Source organism: Glycomyces salinus (assembly GCF_016428645.1).
GTDB lineage: Bacteria > Actinomycetota > Actinomycetes > Mycobacteriales > Micromonosporaceae > Glycomyces > Glycomyces salinus.
Map to the genome: position 1 here is coordinate 35843 of NZ_JAELXW010000008.1, position 21235 is coordinate 57077.

A 21235-nucleotide genomic window follows, 5' to 3' on the forward strand; every position below is an offset into this window, starting at 1 on the left:
AAGCGGTCGATGGAACAACCACCCTGGTAGGAGTACGGGGGGCATGAGGGGTTCGGCGTCGACGCCTACGCCGAGCGGATCGGCCACCACGGCCCGCTGCGGCCGGACCTGGCGACCTTCAAGTCCCTGCACCGGTCCCACGTCGCGAACGTGCCGTTCGAGAACCTCGACGTCATGCCCGGCAGAGGCCGAGCGGCTCTGGCGGAATCTTCGTGATCGCAGTGCTCAGCTGGGGCAGAGGATTCACTTGCGCAGCAGGTGGAACCCGACCCTGCCATCCATCTGCCGCTTGATCATCTCGACGCGGTTGACATGTCTTTCGACCACTCCGGAGCTGTAGGGCAAGGTGAGTCCGTCGACGACGGCGTCCCAGTCCTTGTACAACCCGGTCGCGAAGCTCGCCAAGGGAGCGATGCCGCTCGCCTGAGCGGCCTTGATCCAGGTCTCTAGTTCCCGGCCCCGGCGTTCGACCAGCATCTGCGCGAAGTCGGCGGCGAGCTCGCGAGTGACCCGCAAAGTCGGTGAGCGGTCGCAGGTCTTGTCGAGCTCGGCGGCCTGGCCCGGGGTCAGGCTCGCGGGATGGCAGGTGGTCCAGATCGTCGCCCCCCGGACCGAAGGTCCGGGATCCGCCGGTTCGTCCACTGCTGTTTGAGGCGGTGCCGGGACCGCGAGACAGGTGCGCGGGCCCAATTCCGCATTCCGGTCAAAGTGGATTCTCAGATCCCGACACGGCGAGTCCACGCGGCAAGGCGGGCGCTGATCAGTCGCGGCACCGTGGCGTCTACAGAGAACTGAGATGGACCGCGGCCGGATACAATCAGGGAGTTGAGATCTCACTGGCGATAGGATTCTTCATGGCCGGTCACCCCTCTCCCGACTATCGCAACATTCCCGGAGCGAGCAGGGCGCATACCCTGCCCGGGCCCGGAATACCCCCACATTCGGAGCCGCCTCGCCCAGGGTTCTGGCGCAGAGTCGGGAAATTCTGCAAGAAGCCCTTGACCATGTTCGTCGCCGGCGGCGTCGTGGCCGTGTTCGGCGGCGGATTCCTCACCTTCTCCGACCAATTCATCGCCGGTGCCATCAGCGACGCGGCCGATCAGGCGTTGAACGATCCGATCTTTCCCTACACCGTCAAACTGATGCACCCTCCGCCTTATCAAACCGGGCACGTGCTCCCGGATACGTTCACCGACGCCGACCTCGAAGACTTCACCTGGGGCGAAGACTACTCAGACCCCGCCTCGGCCAACTGGGCCGCCGACGAAGGCGGCACGTTCGCGAATTGGGGCCAGTGGGAGATCGCGCTCGAAGGCAAGCGGGACGACATGGTGACGATCACCGACATCTACCCGACGCAGATCGAATGCTCGGAGCCGCTCAACGGAACCTATTTCCCGCACACCGTCCAAGGCACCGGGGAGAAGCTCGGACTCGGCGCCGAGATCGACGGCGACGATACGCGTTTCAAGCAGATCCCCGCCGACGCACCGCTCGGCTTCGAGCCACCGGACCTGTCAGGACTTCCGCCGTTCTCCGAGGGGTCCACGATCACACTGGACCAGGGCGAGCAGCAGATCCTCACCGTCACGGTCAACGCCGCCGAACAGTACTGCGAATGGGTGATCGCCATCGAGTACCTCGCCGACGGCGAGCGTCGCACCGATCAGATCGCCCCCGAGGACACCGGGTTCTTCTCGGTCACGGCGACACGCGAACTGAGCGAATACGAGACCGTCGTGGTCCCGTGGACGGTATGCGACGACATACAGGCCCACGCCGTAACCGGTCAGAGAGCTCAGGAGATATTCGACGAGTTCAACAGCGAGTACAGGATGGTGGACTGTACCTGAGAACCGGGTCTACCTGGACCTGGAGCCGAGTGGCCCCGGGTTAGGTTGATCCATCCGTCCCGCGACCCGGCGCCCTGCTCCACGCGCCGAGCCGCGGCGGGCCGGTGGGCGTGTCGGGCGCTCATCGGGTCTTCCAGGGGTAGTAGGCGTCGCGGTAGGCGTAGTGGCCGGTGATCATCGGGCCTACGGCCGGTCCCAGCAGTTTCAGGGCCGGTTCGGGCCGCCATTCGCGTTCGCTCTGGCCGGCCGCGACCTGCGGCATGATCACCGACCTCAGTGACAGCGACGCGGGGATGGCGAGCGCGCCGGTCAGCTCCATCTCGGAGGCCAGGTTCAACTCGACGTCCCGGATGCGCAGGCTCCGCAGTTTCGGGAGCACGGCCCCGACCACGACCAGCGTCGCCCCCAGGAACGAGGCGCTGACGGCGAAGGTCGAGCCGGACGTGAACAGGCCGGCGATGACTCCCGCCGTGCCGATTCCGATCCCGAGGGCGATCACGAGGGCCTGCGGGATCCAGCCGGGGCGGATCCGCTGGCCCTCGGATTCGAGGCGCCGCCGCTCGAACGTCCGTGTCCGCTGCGCCGCAAGGGCGACGGCGCGAGTGTGGGCGCGGCTCTCCAGGATCGCGCGGGCGCGCGGGTCGTCGGTGACGGCGCGGACCTGTTTCGCCCAGTGCTTCGCGGTCGGCCGGAGCCACTCGCGCCAGTTGGTCCGGAACCGCCGGTGGCGCAACGTGAGCTCGGCGAGCATCAGCTGGAGGTTCGCCGTGGAGGACACGCTGTCGCGATTGCGCTTCGCGCCCAGCGCCTCCCGGATCAGCGAACGCGCGGTCGAGACGTGGTAGAGGGTCGTGTGCGTCGCCGCGTACACCACCGCCGACAGCACCGTGGGGTCGGTCCGGTCCATCAGCAGTGCCCGGTCGATCTCCTCGGCGCCCCGAGCGAATGTGGCCGAGTCGGCCTTGTCCTCGGTCGCCATCCGAATCCTGGTGTAGCCCAGGACGGCCAGGAGTTTGGCGTCCGGGTGGCGGAGGTCGAGGGCGGACTCCCCCACGGCGAGCGCCCCTTCGAGCCGGCCGCGGTGGTTGAGGACGATCGCCAGCTCAAGGTGCCCGCCGTGGATCGGATGGCACTTGATGGACTCCTTGAAGTGGCGTTCGGCCTGCTCCCAGTCCCCGAGCTGGTAGGCGGCCTGGCCGGCCAGCAGGAGCGAGCGCTCGAAGTCGGCGTCCGCGATGTTGCGCCGAGCCTCGGCCAGGGCCCGTTCGAGGAGTTCGCGCCGACTTCCCGGATCGCGTTCCCGGTCGGCCCGGTGGAGCAGGGCCATCGCCAGCCCGAACCGGGCCTCGGTGGAGCAGATCCCGGTGTCGAGGGCGAGCGCGAAGCTGTCCTCGGCCTCCCAGGGGCGTCCCTGGTAGATCCGGCACCAGCCGAGGCTGATCTGCCCAAGGCACTTCGAGTGGATGTCGGGGCGGCCGATGATCTCGAGGGCGAAGTGCTCCGCGAGTTTCCACGACCGACCGTCGCCTTCGCGGCTGGCCTGTGCGGCGTGGTTCAGCACCAGTTCGGCCAGGAGCCCCGAATCGGCCCGCTCGTAGACCGGCTCGCCGTCGCGGCGGTTGTAGTGCCGCAGGGCCTTCGCGATCACCGCGCGGCCGCGCTCGAACTCGCCGCGCATGCGGCAGAACAGGGCGGCGTTCTCGCCGATGGGCGGGTACAGCGGCAGCTCGGCCAGGGTCCGTTCGAGCAGGTCGAGGGCCTGGTCGGTGCGGTTGAGGTCCTCGAGTCCTCTGGCGAGGGTCAGCCGGGAGCGCCGGCTCACCGGGTGGTGTCCGAGCAGGTCGAGCGCCATCGCGAGCGATTCGCGCACCAGCCCTTGCGCGCGCACGGCGCGAATGTGGACGATCCGCAGCCAGATCGCCCGGTGACCGGGTTCCTCGTACCGCTCCGCGACCCGCTCGCAGATCCGGGCGGCGTCGGCGGATTCGCCGCACATCAGCCGCGTCTCGGCGAGCAGGACGTCGATCACGAAGTCGTTGTCGAAGAACCGGCGGGAGCGCTCGAGGAGCCGCACCGAGTCGTCGAACCGCCGCTGGGAGTTCCACAGGTGGACCTGCCTGCGGATCGCGGTGGGCGAGTATGGGTTGATCGCCCGGGCCCCGGCGAGGTCGTCGTCGGCCTCGTCGAAGCCGCGCCGCTCGCTCAGGCCGCGCCGCAGGCCCGCGCTGTCGTACTCGTCCCCGCCGTGCTCGGGCACGTTGACCGCGGCGACCTCGGCGTGCTCGCTGAGCAGTTCGAAGTCGTCGCGCCAGCCGCCGAACTCCTCGATCGTCTTGCGCGCCTCGTCGAGTTTGAGGTGGTGCCGGTAGAGGCCGGCGATGATCCTCGTGGTCGCCTGGGTCGGCCCCAGTCGGCGGAGGTTCTCGATGACGACCTCGCAGTCGGAGAACGTCGCGCCGCATTGGGCGAGCACCCCGGCGGCGAACTGCTCGACCCCGATGTCGATCGGGCCGTCCGAGGTCACGTGCCCGGCGCGCATGGCCGTTCTGGCGTCGGCGACGGCGCGCTGCGCCTCGTCGTCCCAGCCGCGCCGCAGCAGGGCCAGGCAGCGGGCCTCCCAGACCTCGACGCTGTCCGGGCGGCGCAGGCACGCCTTCTCGGACTCGGCGAGCGCCCGCGAGTGGTCGCGCAGATTGGAGAGGAATATGACCCGCCAGGCGAGGGCGCTGGCGTGGTTCGGGGCGTATACGAGCGCCTCGTCGAGCGCCTCGACGGCCGCCTCGAGCCGGTGGGCCGACGCGAGGAGCCATGCCTTCTCGCACATGACGGCGGGGTCGTTGCGCAGGACCCGCTGCGCGCGCTCGGCGCACTCGAAGGCTTCCGCGTGCTTGCACTGGGTCCGCAGCGCGCGGATCCGGCCGCGCCAGGCGCCGTCCGACATCGGGTTGATCGCCAGCGCCCGGTTGAACTGCCGCTCGGCGGCCTCGGGGTCGTTGCAGTCGAGGAGCACCCAGCCGTACTTGCCGAGCACGGTGGTGTTGTTGCGGGTGCGCTCCATGACCTCCTCGCACAGCCGCAGCGCCTCGGGGAGGCGGTGGCGCCAGCGCAGGCTCTCCACGCGCCATTCCCAGGGACCGCCGAACTCGCCGCCGAGGGAGCGCGACATCGCGGCCGCCCGCCATTCCCGCCAGGACTTCGGGCTCACCTCGTCGGTGTCTTTGAGGGCCTGGTCGACCAGGTCCCTGCCCGACTTCTCGAGCAGTTCGTCGGCGGCGTCGAGGTCGAACCTGGCGGCGCGGGCGAGGGCCTTGGCGAGGGTGATCCAGTTGGAGGGGACCGACGCCGGGGCGCCGAGCGCGCGGTCGGCGGGCGGTATCTCGGCGCTGTCGAACGAGGACTCGATCGCGTCGGCGAGGGCCCAGTCGCGGTTCCAGACCGCGGACTGGAGCCGGCCGGCCCAGCCGGGGCCGTTGGCCGGGTTGTTGCCGGTCAGGTGGGCGAAGAGCCGCTCCGATTCTCGGAAGTGCCCGTTCTGCGCCAGGCGCTCGGCGGCGAGCGCGATCGTGGGGGCGTCTTCGGGGATCCGGGCGAGGAGCAGGTCCACTTCGGGCATGGCGCGGTCGCCGGTCTGGTCCGGGGTCCGGCTGAGCGCTTCGATGTGGACCCGGATGAGCAGGGCGTCGGCCGAGTCGGGGCGGAGCAGGATCACCGAGTCGGCCATCTCGGCGGCGACCTCGTGGCGGCCGCTGTCGAGGAACAGGCGGGTGTACTCGAGCTGCGGGGCGTAGCTGTTGCGGTGCTCGTGCATGAGACGGCGGAGTCCGGCGTGGTCGCCGAGCTGGTGGAGCAGTTGGGCCTTGGTGTTGACGAGCTCGGTGAAGCCGACCTTGACCGCCTCGATCCGTTTGAGCGCGTCCCGGACCTGGTGTGGTTCACCGCCGTCGTAGCGCCACATGGCCGCTCGGGCGCGTTCGATCGCCATGGTGGGGCTCTCGGCGACCTTGAGGCCCCGGGCCGGGCTGTCGTTGCCGCGCCACAGGTCCTGTTTGGCCGCGTCGTCCCACAGTTCGACGAGTTCGGCGCGCCGTTCGACCATCTCGGTGCGCCTGCCGCCGGTGCGGAGGGTGTGGGCGCGCCACCGCCAGACCCACGGGTAGTTCACGCCGGTCTCGAGGAAGTGGTCGGCGGACGCGCGCTGGGCCCGGTCGAGGCAGCGTATCGCCGATTCGAGGTCGCCGGTCTGGCCGTGGGCCCGTCCGGCGACGACGAGCCGGCGGATCCGTTCGAGGTCGGCTTCGGCGGCGTCGGAGTCGAGCTCGACCTGATTGGACAGGCGGCGGACCGCGTCGTACCAGCCGAGCTTGAGCAGCAGGTCGACCTGGGTGGAGAAGACCGGTGCGGCCGATCGCAGTTGGGAGTCGACGGGCCCGTATTTGAGCAGGGCCAGTCCGCTCCTGACCTGTCCCCGGTCGGCGAGCGCCTCGGCGGCCGCGCAGGCGAGGAAGGCGAGGTCCTCGGGTCGGCCGGCGGCGTCGGGGGTCTCGAGCAGCGCGCCGGCCTCTTGGAGGAATTCGCTGAGGCGCGGCTGTTCGCCTTTCGCATTGAGCAGCCGCACTTGCTCCGACAGCAGGCGCGGATCGTCGGTCATGGGATGGGAGAGGTGTTCCTCGAGTTCATCGAATTGCTGGGTGTCGCGGAAGATGCGCATCTTCTCGAAGAGCACGGACGGGTCGGTGTGGTCGCATTTCTCGAGTTCCTTCGCCGCGAGGTCGTAGAGCTTGAGTTCGCGGAGGATTCTGAGTCTCTCGGACATCTCGGGCCCCTGATGATCCTGTGGCCGCCGCGGCTTCGACCTGGAGGGGTCGCGGGCCGAGCGGAGCGCTGCGTCTGGTTCGACCTCCATTCAATCGGTTCTCGGCCGCATCATAAAGGCTCCGAGAATTGTCCGGACAGGCTCGGACAGCGGAAATTCGAAGCATATTTTCACCATCCACAGCGCACACCATGATCATTCTTCAAGAGCCTATGTTCAGCACGTTTAAATAACGGTATCGGACACCGCTGTCCGGGTGAAATCGATCATGAAAGTACGCGACAATGGATCGAGTGGATGACCCCGTCCATCAACGTTCATAATCTACTGTCGTCGGACACCCTCAGCTCCTAGTCGACTACCCTTGAGGCGGAACATGATCGACGCTCCCAATCCCTCGCCCGACCCACGTGGGATCGAGACCCGCACCGAGTTCACGGCCGCGATCCGGGAGCTGCACCACCACTCGGCGCTGACCCTCCGGGAAATCAGCGACCGCATCGAACTGAGCCGCCAGGCCATCAACGACTACGTCAAGGGCAAGCACCTGCCCCGCTCCAACGGACGCAACATCGAGCCGTTCATGGAACTGCTGCGCACCGGCTACGGCGTCACCGACCCGGACGAACTGGAGGCGTGGAAGGCGGCACTGCGGCGCGTGGCCGCCCGCCCCGGGCCCCGGCCGACCGACGAGCCCACTCCCTACCCGGGGCTCCAGCCGTTCCGCGAAGAGGACCGCCCCTGGTACTTCGGCCGCGACGACGTCACCGGGGCCGTCCGGCGCATCCGCGACACGACCGATCCCCGGACGGGAACCGTCGCGGTCGGAGGGATCGACGGCGCCCTCTGGCTGTGGGCCGATCCGGACCTCGGCGGCACCCCGGTCGCCGTCGAAGGCTCGGGCGGCCCGATCAAGCACCTGGCCTTCAGCCCCGACGGCGACCGCGTCGCGGTCGCGGACTTCGAGGGCACCGCCTGGATCCACGATGTGGCCTCCGGAACCGAGACGGCTCGCATCGACGCCAGTTCGAACCGGCTCATGACGGTCGCCTTCAGCCCCGAAGGCGACGTCCTCGCCACCGGAGACACCAGCGGGGCGGTGAAACTGTGGGAACTGGGCGAGGAGCCGACGCTCGCGGGCGAGCTCGGCGGCCCGTCGAACTGGCTGTACTCGCTCGTCTTCCTCCCGGGCACCTCGTTCCTGGCGGCCGCGGCCAGCGACGGCCTGTGGCTGTGGAACCGCGACAGCGACGCCGAGCCGATCCACTCGCTGGAGGTCACGCCCGGCAGCCCGCTCTACACCGTGCGCTACGCACCGGACGGCGACCTGCTGGCCACGGGCGGCTTCGACCTCAGCGTCAGGCTGTGGGACACCCCTGACGGCCGGCCGCGGCAGTTGGGAGAGCCGCTCACCGGCCCCGAGCAGCTGATCATCTGGACCACCTTCGACCCGACCGGGACGCTCCTCGCCGCCGGAAGCGCCGACGGCCACGTCTACCTGTGGGACGTCACCGACCCGACCGCCCCGCAGGAGCTGCCCGCCTTGGAGGGCGACGGCGCCAGGATCGCCGTGGTCGACTTCAGCCCGGACGGCGAGATGCTGGCGGCGGCCAGCTTCGACGGGACGGTGATCATCTGGAACAAGGAGGATCCGCGGAACCCGCGGCGGTACGCCAACCTCTCCGGCACCGACGGCGGTCTGCGAGCCGTGGACTTCGACGCCGACGGGTCCACAGTGGCCGTGGGCGGAGACGACCCCGGAGCCCGCCTGTGGACCACCGACCCCGAGGCGGCCGCCGAGACGATCTGCGCCGCGGTCGGCTCCCCCATCACACCGGAGGAATGGCGACGCCACGTCCCCGGCGTCCCCTATCAGAACCCTTGCTGAACTGGAGCGATGATGCCGGACTCCTCGCCAGAACCCTCGAAGGCCCACTTCGTCGATCCGTCCCGGATCCAGACCAGAATCGAGTTCTTCGAAGCACTCAAGCGGCTCCACGACCAGTCGGGCAAGACCTTCCGCGAAGTCAGCCGCCACATCGAGCTGTCGTATCAAGCGGTCCACGGCTACGTGAACGGCAAGCACCTGCCGCACGCCCGCGGGGAGAACGGCAAGCTGTTCGCACAATTGCTGCGGACCGGATACGGCATCGACGACCCGGCGCAGCTGGAGGCCTGGTCGGCGGCCCTGGACCGGGTCGCCACCGCGCCCGGGCCGCGGTCGGCCGACGAGACCGTTCCCTACCCGGGCCTGCGGCCGTTCGAACCGGACGAGCGCGAATGGTTCTTCGGCCGGGAAGAGCTCACCGAACGCATCCGCGATCTGCTCGGCGACGGCATCGAGACCGGAACGCGCTCGATGCTCCTCGTCGGACCGTCGGGATCGGGCAAGTCGTCCCTGGTCAACGTGGCCGTCGTGGCCACGGTCGAGGAGGACGAGCGATTCGCCGACTGGACCGTCGAGCGGATCACGCCGGGGCCGACCCCCGCGAAGGCCCTCGCGGCCGCGCTGGAGGAGCGCGGGACGGAGCGGCTCGTGATCGTCGTCGACCAGATGGAGGAGCTCTGGTCGGAGGAGGTCGATCCGGCCGAGCGCATGCGATTCCTCAAGGCGCTCAAAGCCTGCGCCGAGGCGAACGCCCCGGAGGCGTTCGTGGTCGTGGTGATGCGGGCCGACTTCTACGAGCACGTCCTCCGCTACCGGTTCCTCACCGAGATCGCCTCGGACCGCCAGGTCGCGGTCGGGCCCATGAGCACCGGGCAGCTCACCGCCGCCATCGAGGGGCCGGCCAGGGCCGTCCACACCGAAGTCGAGCCGGACCTCACCGCGCGGCTGCTGAGCGACCTCGACACGGACGACGTCACCGCGGCCGGGACGCTGCCGCTGCTCGCGCTCGCCCTGCGGGACCTGTGGGGCAGGGGCAGCCGCGGCTCGATGAGCGCGGCCGACTACAGACAGACCGGCGGCCTGGCCGACATCGTCAAGCGGATGGCGGAGGAGACGTGGGGGGACTTCGGCACCGACGAGCAGCGCACCGCGAAGGAACTGCTGACGCATATGGTGAGCGTCCAGGAGGACCTGCCGCTCACCCGCCGCCACATCCCCGGCGACCAGTTCGACGCGCTTCGGGGCGCCAACACCGAAGTGGACCGGGTCGCCGGGCGGCTCATCGCCTCCAGGCTCGTGGTCCTCGACTCGGACGGCCTCACGCTGGCGCACGACGTCATCCTGCGGGCCTGGCCTCGCCTGACCGAGTGGATCGAGGCCGACCGGCAGCGGCTCGCGGCCCGGAGCGAACTGTGGCGCTCGGTGGACCGCTGGAGGCGGCACGGCCGTGACAACTCCTATCTGTACCCGCGGCGCCGCCTGGAGGCGATCCGGGAGCAGCTCGGTCCGGACGCGCCGCTGTCGACCTTGGAGGAGGAGTTCCTCGAAGCCGCCCAGGTGCGCGCGGAGCGCACGCAGGGCCTCCGCCGCGCCCTGACCGCCACGATGGCCGTGCTGCTCGCGGCCAGCCTGGTGAGCATGTTCATCGCCATCAACCAGCACTCGCAGGCCGAGCGGCAGCGCGTCGAGGCCGAATCGCGCTTCATCGCGGCGCGGTCCGAGCAGCTGCGCGAGTCCGATCCCGCTCTGGCCAGGCAGCTCGCCGTCGCCGCCTATGCGACGGCGCCGACGCTCGAGGCGCGCTCGGCGCTGCTGTCGGCCACGGCGATCCCCGCGATCACCCGCCTGCCGGGCACGGCACCGGCCGTGGTCGACCGCATGGCCGTCAGTCCCGACGGCGACCGCCTGGCCGCCGCTCCCGACAACGGCGAGGCGTGGGTGTGGGACACCGCCGAGCCGTCCGAGCCCGCACTGCTCGTCTCGAATCTGCCCGAAGTGGACGAGGTCACCAGGTCGGTGCGGTGGCGGGCCGACGGGATGCTCTACAGCGCGGGCGACAGCGGCACGGTGTACCTGCACGACTTCTCGTCTCCTTCGGACCCGCGCCTCGCCGCGACCGCGACCGGACCGGTAGGTCCGGTGAACTTCATCGACGTGCACCTGCCTTCGGGCGCGGTCGCGGTCGGCACCGACACCGACCTGTGGCTCTGGTCCGATCCGGATCTCGGCGGCGAACCGCTGCGCCTGCGGGGTCCCGGGGGCCGGATCCTCGGGACGGCCTTCAGTCCGGACGGCTCGCTTCTGGCGGCCGCCGGGTACGACGGGCTCGTCGCCGTCCACGATCTCGAAGCCGCCGATGCGGATTCGGAGCCGATGCTCCTCGACGTGGGCCACGAGCGTTTCGTCAGCATCGCGTTCAGCCCCGACGGGAGCCTTCTCGCCGCCGGTACCTCGGCGGGCCCGGTCGTCCTGTGGGACACCGGGAGCCTCGAGCCGCTGACCGAGCTCACCGGGCCCGCCGGGTGGGCGGACGCGATCGCATTCGTCCCGGGCACCCCGTTCCTGGCCTCCGCCGCGACCGACGGCCTGTGGCTGTGGAACCACGAGAGCGGCGGAGCCTCGTGGTTCCCGAGCGACAGCCCGGCCGAGGAGGTGGTCGTCAGCCCCGAGGACGGCGCGGTCTTCGTCGGCTTTGCCGACGGGGACGTGCAGCGCTGGACCCTGCCGGGCCCGGTGCTCACCTCGCCGACCGAGGTGGTCAGGAACGTCTACTTCCTCGGTGACGGTTCGACGCTCGCCGCCGCCAGCAACGACGCGGCCATCTGGCTCTGGGATGTCGGCGAGCCGGGAGCGGCCCGCGGCCCGATCGGCGAACTGCGGCCGGAAGGGGGCCGTCTCATCACGTTGGTGACCGGGACCGTCGACGGTTCGCTCCTCGCCTCGGCCGATCTCGACGGCCGCATCTGGGTCTGGGACCTCACCGAGCCCGACGCGCCCCCGCGGGCGCTCACCGGCCTGGACGTCTTCTCCTACCAGATCGCGTTCTCCCCCGACGGCACCCGGATCGCGGCGGTGAGCAGCGACGGCGAGCTCGCGGTCTGGGACCTGGACGCGGGCCCGGAGCCGGTCCATTCGCGAACCGCCGACGGGGAGATGTACGGGCTCGTGTACTCGCCGGACGGCGAGACGCTGGTGACCAGCGGACCGGGAACCGTCCAGCTGTGGGAGGCGGCGGGGCTCGGCGGACCGGTCGAGCTCACCCTGCCCGCCGACGATGCGCTGCAGAACTTCAGCTCCCTGGGTTTCGCTCCGGACGGCTCGTTCCTGGCGGCGGCCAACGACAACGGCAACGCCTATCTGTGGGAGGCCGACGACCTCGCCTCGGCTCCGCGGCCGGTCACACTGCGGGGCAACGGGGCCACGATCCAGAACGTCTCGCTCAGCCCCGATGCCGAGTACCTGGTCGGGGCGAGCTACGACGGCAGCGGCATCATCTGGAGCCTCGAAGACCCCGCCTCGCCGCGACGGTATGCGGAGCTGAGCGGGTCCAGTTCACTGATCACGGCCGAGTTCAGCCGCGACGGCGCGGTCATCGCCGGGGCCGGAACCGATCCGGCGCCGCAGTTGTGGCTGACCGAGCCCGGTGCGGCCATCGAGTCGATCTGCTCCACGGCGGGAGTGGTCATCACCCGCGAGGAATGGGAGCGGCACGTGCCCGGGGTCGAGTACCGGCCGCCCTGTTAAGGCTCTGACCTTGTCAAACTGTGTCCGGACAACTCCGCGGCACTGGTGATCACTGTGGACTGGATGCGAGAGTTCGAAGTAAGGGCGCCCGATTGCCAGCTTCGAACCGAAAGGCCCTTCAAATGCATCGAGTCAACAATCACTCCGAATGCAGCGGTCTGCTGACGGCCGCCGCGGTCACGCTCATCGACGTGTTCACGGCGGCACTTCCCGCCTCCGCTACCGAGGCCGCCGAATCCGGCGCCGCCCGGACGGAAGCCCTCGCGAGCGAGGACTCGGTCCGAAATGCCGCCGGATCGTCGGCCCAGCTCGAGATCGGGGGCAACACGGTGTTCGCCGCCATCGCATTCATCATCGTTCTGGTCGTCGTCTTCCGCAAGATCAAGTCGGACAGGGAGAAGCAGCAGAACAGGGTGATCGTGCACGTCGCGGCGCCCCAAGCCAGGCGAAGGCCCGTCATCCGCTGGCTGATCCTCGCCGCCGCAGTCGCCGGAGTCCTGGCCCAATCCGACGGTTCCTTCAGCCGGACGGATCTCGAGGCCGAGATCTCCAGGAGCTACGAGACCAGGAACGGCCAGCGCCCCACCAGCGTCACCTGCCCGAGCATCTTCCCGCAGCAACCGGGCGCGACGATCGAATGCCGGATCGAGGCCCCGGAACAACCGACCGTCTCCGCGGAGGTCGAGATCGTCGACGACGGCTACCGAATCAACTGGCCCTAGTGTTCTTCACAAGACGGCCGCCACGATGGGAGGCCAGTTGAATGGCCGGGAACGCTGGTCTCCAGCTGGCCGCCCTCACTGGTTCGGAGCGCGGTTCGTCACGCGAAGGCCGCGATGAGTCGGGGCCGATCACAAGTCCTGTAGGGATGGTGCTCAGCCGGTATTGCGGGCGGCAGCCCGACCGCCAATGATCAGGAAGCCCTCATGATCGACCCCTTCACCGACGCACCCATTCCGCCCCGGGGTGATCGGCCACCCGAGAACGGCATCGGCACCACCGCGCTCGTCCTCGCGCTGATCGCGTTCGCGTTCTTGTGGCTGCCGATGCTCTACCTTTTCACCTGGCCCGTCGCTCTGCTGGCCGTCGTCTTCGGCGCCATCGGCCTCAACCGGGCCCGCACCGGCCTCGCCACCAACCGCAGCGCCGCGGCCGGCGGGTTCTTCGGCGGACTCGGGGCCCTGGTCGTCATGGCCCTGTGGGTGATCATCAGCCTCTCGAACGGCCCATTCCCGTCCACCTGACGCGCCGTACCACCACCAGGTCAGCGACTACCGACACCGGCCGACCCACCAGACCTGCGAGGTCGCCCGGGTCCGACGGTGATACCGGGCGAGAAGTGCGACCGATATGCCCCCTCCATCCACGCACTGAGGTCCTGGTGCTGATCCTTCTGCACCGCGGTCGAATTGGGTGGTTCGGGTGGGTTGAGGAGATCCAGGATCCATCCCGCGACGCCGCTCGACAGACCTCCTGCTCTGCGGGCCGGGACCTTCGCCCCTCCCGCACTCCCGCCCGAACGGCGACGATTGCACTAGTACCAGTTGTCATGGGGGGAATTCCGGTGCAGACGCAGCGAAAACTCATCGAGCTCGATCGTGCCCAGGCACTCGGGCTGCTCGCGCGCGCCTCGTTCGGGCGCGTCGTGTTCACGATCGGAGGGCTGCCCACCGTTCGCCCGCTCAACCACGTCGTCGTCGACGAGGAGGTCATCGTCCATACCAGGGGCGAGACGGCGTTCGCGAAGTCGGTGCTGAAGGCGGGCGGCCTGGTGGTGGCCTACCAGGCGGACGAGATCGATCCGCACGGCCGTCTGGGCTGGAGCGTGGTCGTCTCCGGCACGGCCTACGTGGTCGACGATCCCAGCCGGGCCAAGCGCCTCGCACGCCAGGTCCGAACGTGGATCGACCACCCGGTGGACACCGTGATCGCCATCAAGCCGCAGGTCGTCTCCGGCTTCCGCCTCACTTTCCCGAAGCTGTCAACTCCAGCCGCGGCGGACGGGCCTGGTGGAGCGCGCCGGTTCGCGGCCGCGGGAGCGGTAGACGATGTAGGGCCGGAACAGGTAGCCCACGGGCGCACTGAAGGCGTGGACCAGGCGGCTGAACGGGAAGAGTGAGAACAGACCGAGGCCGATCAGGACATGGATCTTGAAGCCGGTCGAGGCCGCCGACATCGCCGCGACGTCCGGTTGCAGGACCCAGATGCTGCGGAACCACACCGAGACGGTCTGGCGGTAGTCGACCTCCACGCCGCCGGTGAAGCCGCTGTAGGCCGACAGGAGCGTCACCGCCAGGCCCGAGACGATCGCGGCGGTCAGCACCAGGTACATGGTCTTGTCGTTGACGGTGGTGGCGCTGAAGACCGGGCCGGTGGTGCGGCGCCGGTAGATCAGCAGGGCGATCCCGCCGAGGGTGGCGATCCCGGCGATGACGCCCATGGAGAGCGCCAGGACGTGGTACGCCTCGTCGCTCAGGCCCACCGCGTGGGTCCACGACTCGGGGATCAGGAGGCCGACCGCGTGCCCTACGATCACCACGAGGAGCCCGAAGTGGAACACAGGGCTGGCGATCCGCAGCAGCCGGGATTCGTACAGCTGCGAGGATCGGGTGGTCCAGCCGAACCGGTCGTAGCGGTAGCGCCAGACCGTACCGCCTACGAGGACGGCCAGCACCACGTACGGCAGTGCGCCCCACGCGAGGTAATCGAGCGAGGTCGGGGTCATCGGGATCCTCCGGCGGGGTCGAGGACGGTCGGCATGCCGAGCGGGATCACCCCGCCGTACGGGTCGAGTCCGACGTCTTCGGAGGGCGGACCTCCGGTGGCGAGACGCATGGCCTGGCGGCGGGTCTCGTCGCCGGGCGGCGGCAATGTGAAGGCGACGGCGTCGAGGACGTCGGCGTAGGGGGTGCCGTGTTCGTGCAGGGCGCTGCGGAGCAGCTCGATGCCGGGCTGGAACGCCGCGAGGAGGCGCCGACCCCATTCCCGGTCGCCGCGGGCGGCGAATTCGAGGAGTACCGAAAGGTGGTCGGGCAATTCGTCATCGGCCAGCCGCCAGCCGCAGCCGGCGTAGATCTCCTTGAGCCTGGCCAGCGCGTGGCCGCGCCGCCGCGTGTCGCCGTCGGTGTAGTAGGTCATGTGCAGGGCGCGGCGCCGCCTCATGTCGAAGGTCTGCACGAAGTGGGCGCCGAGGTCGATCTCGCCGGTGGCGGCGGCGTGGTCGGCGAACCGGTTCAAGGAGCGGGCCGCGCGGTCCTGCGGTGCTTCGGCTATCGCCGTCCGCACCAGGCCGAGCCGGTCATAGAAGTCGCGGTCGGGGTAGCACAGCAGCACGGCGGCGGCCTGCCTGATCAGGGCGTTCATGCCTGGTCCTCCTTCTTGGGCGGGAACAGGCCCGGCGGGCGGCCGTTGCCGTCCCAGTTGAGCAGGTTGACCCGCCGTGGCGGGCCGGAGCGCTCGTCGCTGGTCTGCCGGTCGCGCAGGGCGTGGAAGTTCTCCACGGTGGCCGGTTCGGGCCGTCCGGAGGCTTCGCCGAAGGGGGTCGGTCCGCCCATACCGCCCATGCCGGGGCCGCCGTCGAAGTCGAGGCTGCACCCGATCTCCTCGATGACGCCTTTGTCGGTCTCGTCGACGCCGTAGGCGGTGGGGATGACGTACCGCTCGTCGTATTTGGCGAGCGCCAGGAGCCGGTACATGCGTTCGATGTCGGTGCCGGTCATGCCGACCGATTCGGCGATGGACTCGTCGCGGTCCTGTCCGAGGTTGATGCGGCGCATGTAGGAGCGCATCGCGGCGAGCTTGCGGAGCGTGGCCTCGACCGGGGCGGGGTCGCCGGCGGTGAACAGCTCGGCGAGGTATTCGACCGGGATGCGCAGTGCGTCGATGGCGCCGAACAGGTTTCCGGCGTCCTCACCGTCGTGGCCGGTGGAGGTGAGGGAGTCGACCACGGGTGATAGCGGCGGGATGTACCAGACCATCGGCATGGTCCGGTACTCCGGGTGCAACGGGAGCGCAACGCCGAATTCCTTGACCAGGAGGTGGATCGGGCTGCGCTGTGCTGACTCGATCCAGCGGTCGGGGATGCCGTCGCGGCGGGCCGCGGCGCGGACTTCGGGGTCGTTCGGGTCGAGGAGGACCTCGAGCTGCGCGGGGTAGAGGTCCTCCTCGTCCTTGACGGCGGCCGCGGCCCTCACGCGCTCGGCGTCGTAGAGGACGACGCCGAGGTAGCGCAGGCGGCCGACACAGGTCTCGGAACACACCGTCGGCTGGCCGACCTCGATGCGCGGATAGCAGAGCGTGCACTTCTCGGCCTTGCCGGTCTTGTGGTTGAAGTAGACCTTCTTGTAGGGGCAGCCGGTGACGCACATGCGCCAGCCGCGGCACTTGTCCTGGTCGACCAAGACGATGCCGTCCTCGGCGCGCTTGTACATCGCGCCCGAGGGGCAGCTGGCGACACAGGAGGGGTTGAGGCAGTGCTCGCAGATGCGCGGCAGATAGAACATGAAGGTCTCTTCGAATGAGAACTTGACCTGTTCGCCGAGCTTCTGCGCGATAGGGTCCTGCGAGCCGAGCTCCTCGCCGCCGCCGAGGTCGTCGTCCCAGTTGGCACTCCATGAGATGTCCATGGGTTCGCCCGAGATGAGCGAGCGGGGCCGGGCGACGGGGATGTCGTCGCCGAGCGGGGCGGTGATGAGGTTCTCGTAGTCGTACGTCCAGGGCTCGTAGTAGTCCTGGATGGACGGCATCTTGGGGTTGGCGAAGATCGTCGCGAGCTTCTTGAGCCGCCCGCCGGCCTTGGGTTTGAGGCGGCCGGTCCGGGTGCGTTTCCATCCGCCTTCCCAGCGTTCCTGGTCTTCGTAGCGGCGAGGATAGCCCTGGCCGGGACGGGTCTCGACGTTGTTGAACCAGACGTATTCGACGCCGCTGCGGTTGGTCCACGCCTGTTTGCAGGTGACCGAGCAGGTGTGGCAGCCGATGCATTTGTCGAGGTTCATGACCATCGCGACTTGGGCCATTACCTTGCCGATCCGTTCGGGGGCCATCAATAGGTCACCTCCGTGGTGCGCTTGCGGACCACCGTCACTTCGTCTCGCTGGTTGCCGGTCGGTCCGATGTAGTTGAACGCGTAGCTGAACTGCGCGTAGCCGCCGATCAGGTGGGTCGGCTTGATCAGCAGGCGGGTCAGGGAGTTGTGGATGCCGCCCCGCTTGCCGGTGGTCTCGGTCTTCGGCACGTTCACGACCCGCTCCTGGGCGTGGTACATGTAGACCGTCCCGGTCGGCATCCGGTGTGAGACCACCAGACGCGCCGACACCACGCCGTTGCGGTTCACCGCTTCGACCCAGTCGTTGTCCGCCGCGCCGATGACCTCGGCGTCGGCCGGGCTCATCCAGATCGTCGGGCCGCCGCGCGAGAGCGTCAGCATCAGCAGGTTGTCCTGGTATTCGGAGTGGATGGACCACTTCGAGTGCGGCGTGAGGTATCTGACGGTCACCTCGCGTTCGCCGGTCGGGCCGATCCGCGGCTCGTCGAACAGTTCGTGCATGTTCAGCGGCGGGCGGTAGACCGGCAGCGCCTCCCCGAATTCGTGCATCCAGTCGTGGTCGACGTAGAAGTGCATTCTTCCGGTCAGGGTGTGCCAGGGCTTGTCGTGCTCGACGTTGATGGTGAACGGCGAGTATCGCCGGTCGTGGGACTCCTTGCCCGACCATTCCGGGCTGGCGCCGACCGGTGTGGGACCCCTCTGGGTGTCGCTGAAGACCACCCGCCGCTCGCTCGAGGCGTGGATGAGCTCGTCGAAGTCGGTGCCGGTGCGCTCGGCGAGGCGCGTGAAGCCCTGGGCGGCGAGGCGGCCGTTGCTGGTGCCCGACAGGGCCAGGATCATCTCGCAGACCTTGACGTCGGTGTCGATCGCGGGCCTGCCGGCGGCCGGACCGCTCGGGACGGTGCCGTTGCGTTCGGCGAGCCAGCGGATCTCGGCGTCGGGTGTGAACGAGACGCCTTTGACGGGGAGCCCGGCGGTCTCGGCGAGCGGGCCGATCGCGGCGAGTTTGGCGGCGACGGCCGGGTAGTCGCGCTCGACGGCGATGAGGTTCGGCATGGTGCTGCCGGGGATCGGAGTCGCGCCTGCGGGCTTCCAGTCCGGGGCGATGCCGCCGGGCTGGGCGAGCTCGCCGGGGCTGTCGTGCTGGTGCGGCGCGGCCACGATGTCGGTGCCGGTGCCGAGGTGGGTCTCGGCGAGCTGCGAGAAGCGCTTCGCGAGGGTCTGGAATGCCTCGAAATCGGTGCGCGCCTGCCAGGGCGGGTCGATCGCCGGGGAGAAGGCGTGCACGAACGGATGCATGTCGGTGGTGGACAGGTCGTGTTTCTCATACCAGGTGGCCGCGGGCAGCACGATGTCGGACATGAGCGTCGTGCTGGTCATCCTGAAGTCCAGCGACAAGAGCAGGTCGAGTTTGCCCTCGGGTGCGTCCTCGTGCCAGGTCACGTCGGCGGGCCGGTGCTCGGGGCCGGCCTCGGCGCCCTGGACCGCGGAGGCGGTGCCGAGGAGGTGGCGCAAGAAGTACTCGTTGCCCTTGGCCGAGGAGCCCAGCAGGTTGGCCCGCCACACGGTCAGCACCCGGGGCCAGTTCTCGGGCGCGTCGGGGTCCTCGGCGGCGAAGCGCAGTTCGCCGGAGGCGAGCTGCTCGGCGATGTACTCCCCCGGCGGTTTGCCCGCGTCGGCCGCCTCGCGGCCGAGGGCGAGCGGATTGCGGTCGAAGGTCGGGTACGAGGGCATCCAGCCCATGCGGGCCGAGGCCGCCACGAGGTCGGCGGTGTGCTTCCCGGCGAGGGCGCCGGGACCGGTGGCGGAGGTGAGGGCGTCGGCGTTGTAGGTGTCGTATCGCCACTGGTCGGTGTGCAGATACCAGTAGGCGGTTCCGGCCATGAAGCGCGCCGGGCGGGTCCAGTCCATCGCCGAGGCGTACGTGGCCCAGCCGGTGTGCGTGCGGCACTTCTCCTGGCCGACGTAGTGGGCCCAGCCTCCGCCGTTGACGCCCTGGCAGCCGGTAAGCAGCAGCAGGGTGAAGAAGGCGCGGTACATGGTGTCGCCGTGGAACCACTGGTTGGTGCCCGCGCCGAGGATGATCATGGCGCGTCCGCCGGTGGCCTTCGCGGTGTCGGCGAACTCGCGGGCGATGCGGACGGCCCGCTCGGCCGAGACGGCCGTGATCGACTCCTGCCAGGCGGGCGTGCAGGGTTCGGTCGGATCGTCGTAGCCGCTGGGCCAGGTCCCGGGCAGTCCGGGCCGGTGGACCCCGTATTGAGCCATGAGCAGGTCGAACACGGTCGTGACGGTGCGGTCGCCGACACGGCGCACCGGGACGCCCCGCACCAGGTGGTCCCCGTCGCAGTCGAAGCGGGGCAGGCGGATCTCGGCGGTCTCGGCGCCCTCGCCGTAGAGGCTCAGGCGGGGCTTGTGTTCGCCGAGGTCGAGGTTCCATCGTCCCGGGTGGTCCGGGTCCCACCGGTCGCCGAGGGTGCCGTTGGGGGCCACGACCTCGTCGGTGGATTCGTCGACGAACATCGGCTTCCACTCGGCGTACGGTTCGTCGACGCCGAGCGCGGCCCGGTTCAGGAACTTGCCGGGCACCTGATATCCGTCCTGTTCGGATAGCTCTATGAGGAAGGGCAGGTCGGTGAACTTGCGGACGTACCGGTCGAACTCCGGAGTGGGACCGGCCTCGCCGCGCCCTCCGAAGTGCTCGCTGAGGATCACGTGGCCCATCGCCATCGCCAGCGCGCCGTCGGTCCCCGGGTGCGGAGCCAGCCACTCGTCGGCGAATTTAGTGGCGTCCGAGTAGTCGGGTGAGACGACCACGACCTTCTGACCCCGGTAGCGGGCCTCGGCCATCCAGTGCGCGTCGGGGGTGCGCGTGACCGGGACGTTCGAGCCCCACAGGACGAGGTAGGCGGCGTCCCACCAGTCCCCGGACTCGGGCACATCGGTCTGGTCGCCGAACACCTGCGGTGAGGCGATCGGCAGGTCGGCGTACCAGTCGTAGAACGACAGCATCGATCCGCCGAGCAGGTTCACGAACCGGGCGCCGACGCCGTGGGAGACCTGCGACATCGCCGGGATCGGGCTGAACCCGGCGATGCGGTCGGGGCCGTAGGCGCCGATGGTGTGCACGTGGGCGGCCGCGGCGATCTCGACCGCCTCGTCCCAGCCGATGCGCACCAGTCCGCCCTTGCCGCGCGCGGACTGGTAGCGGTGGCGCTTGTCGGGGTCGGTGGTGATCTCGGTCCAGGCGGCGACCGGGTCGCCCAGCCTGGCCTTGGCTTCGCGGTACATCTCGATCAGGACACCGCGTCCGTACGGATAGCGCACCCGGGTGGGCGAGTAGGTGTACCAGGAGAAAGCGGCGCCGCGGGGGCAGCCGCGCGGCTCGTACTCCGGGCGGTCGGGGCCCACGGACGGGTAGTCGGTCGCCTGGGTCTCCCAGGTGATGATCCCGTCCTTGACGTAGACGTTCCACGAGCACGACCCTGTGCAGTTCACGCCGTGGGTCGAGCGCACGACCTTGTCGTGACTCCAGCGGTCGCGGTAGAACACGTCGCCGTCCCGGCCGCCGTCCTTGAACACGGTGTGCAGGTCCCCGGTGGTCTCGGACCGGGTCAGGAACACCCCGGTCCGCAGCAGCAGGTCGGCCGGCCCGTCAGTGGTCTCGTGCGGTGGAGCCACGCGATTCGCCCCTCTCAGATCATCGATGCGATTCGCCTTCACGGCCAGACAACGAATGGAACCAGGGACACCACCGTCAGATTAGGGGCTTTGGTCCCGTGAAGGAAGCGCAATCGTCATACTGATTCGGGGCCCTTGGCCCGCCGCCGACATCGCATCCCCGTTGCCATGCTTGCCCTCGCCGCAAGACGACAGAACCCGCCGGGAGACCG

11 protein-coding genes and 1 pseudogene are annotated in these 21235 nt (G+C 69.4%); 6 read left to right on the forward strand and 6 right to left on the reverse strand.

The genetic code is table 11. From position 1 onward, the window contains the following. Positions 1 to 243 precede the first annotated feature (243 nt). Complete coding sequence (locus tag JFB92_RS03300) at positions 244 to 642, reverse strand: transposase (protein ID WP_199034876.1); 399 nt, start codon at positions 640 to 642, stop codon at positions 244 to 246. Between the two features lie 356 nt (positions 643 to 998). Between JFB92_RS03300 and JFB92_RS03305 the strand changes: the two genes are divergently transcribed. Next, positions 999 to 1853 (forward strand): hypothetical protein, encoded by an 855-nt coding sequence (locus JFB92_RS03305; protein ID WP_199034878.1) that lies wholly within the window; start codon positions 999 to 1001, stop codon positions 1851 to 1853. A gap of 121 nt (positions 1854 to 1974) precedes the next feature. On the opposite strand, the gene JFB92_RS03310 is transcribed toward JFB92_RS03305, so the two are convergent. After that, entirely contained in the window at positions 1975 to 6666 is a 4692-nt protein-coding gene (locus JFB92_RS03310) for a tetratricopeptide repeat protein (protein ID WP_199034880.1), read from the reverse strand. A gap of 376 nt (positions 6667 to 7042) precedes the next feature. Between JFB92_RS03310 and JFB92_RS03315 the strand changes: the two genes are divergently transcribed. The 5 genes and pseudogenes from JFB92_RS03315 to JFB92_RS25200 all read left to right on the forward strand — a co-directional run. After that, positions 7043 to 8554: a WD40 repeat domain-containing protein gene (locus tag JFB92_RS03315; RefSeq protein ID WP_199034882.1), complete on the forward strand. Its 1512-nt coding sequence runs from the start codon at positions 7043 to 7045 to the stop codon at positions 8552 to 8554. A 12-nt stretch (positions 8555 to 8566) separates the two neighbouring features. Further along, positions 8567 to 12298, forward strand: a complete 3732-nt coding sequence (locus JFB92_RS03320) for an nSTAND1 domain-containing NTPase (RefSeq protein WP_199034883.1) — start codon at positions 8567 to 8569, stop codon at positions 12296 to 12298. 122 nt (positions 12299 to 12420) lie between these two features. Then, complete coding sequence (locus JFB92_RS03325) at positions 12421 to 13020, forward strand: DUF4333 domain-containing protein (RefSeq protein ID WP_199034887.1); 600 nt, start codon at positions 12421 to 12423, stop codon at positions 13018 to 13020. A 204-nt stretch (positions 13021 to 13224) separates the two neighbouring features. Further along, entirely contained in the window at positions 13225 to 13542 is a 318-nt protein-coding gene (locus JFB92_RS03330; protein WP_199034889.1) for a hypothetical protein, read from the forward strand. Positions 13543 to 13847: 305 nt separating this feature from the next. Continuing rightward, a pseudogene (locus JFB92_RS25200) lies at positions 13848 to 14243 on the forward strand (pyridoxamine 5'-phosphate oxidase family protein); the annotation flags it as partial. Positions 14244 to 14279: 36 nt separating this feature from the next. Here JFB92_RS25200 and narI read toward each other — a convergent pair. Genes narI through JFB92_RS03350 form a run of 4 tightly spaced genes read right to left on the reverse strand, consistent with a single transcriptional unit; the run spans position 14280 to position 21023 of the window. After that, on the reverse strand, positions 14280 to 15023 hold the full coding sequence (gene narI, locus JFB92_RS03335) for a respiratory nitrate reductase subunit gamma (RefSeq protein WP_199034891.1): 744 nt from the start codon (positions 15021 to 15023) through the stop codon (positions 14280 to 14282). Beyond that, a complete protein-coding gene (narJ, locus tag JFB92_RS03340; RefSeq protein WP_199034893.1) occupies positions 15020 to 15661 on the reverse strand; it encodes a nitrate reductase molybdenum cofactor assembly chaperone in 642 nt (213 codons plus the stop codon). Before narJ ends, narI begins: the two co-directional genes overlap by 4 nt. Beyond that, positions 15658 to 17340, reverse strand: a complete 1683-nt coding sequence (gene narH, locus JFB92_RS03345; RefSeq protein ID WP_199034895.1) for a nitrate reductase subunit beta — start codon at positions 17338 to 17340, stop codon at positions 15658 to 15660. Before narH ends, narJ begins: the two co-directional genes overlap by 4 nt. Further along, complete coding sequence (locus JFB92_RS03350) at positions 17340 to 21023, reverse strand: nitrate reductase subunit alpha (protein ID WP_199034897.1); 3684 nt, start codon at positions 21021 to 21023, stop codon at positions 17340 to 17342. Before JFB92_RS03350 ends, narH begins: the two co-directional genes overlap by 1 nt. Positions 21024 to 21235 lie beyond the last annotated feature (212 nt).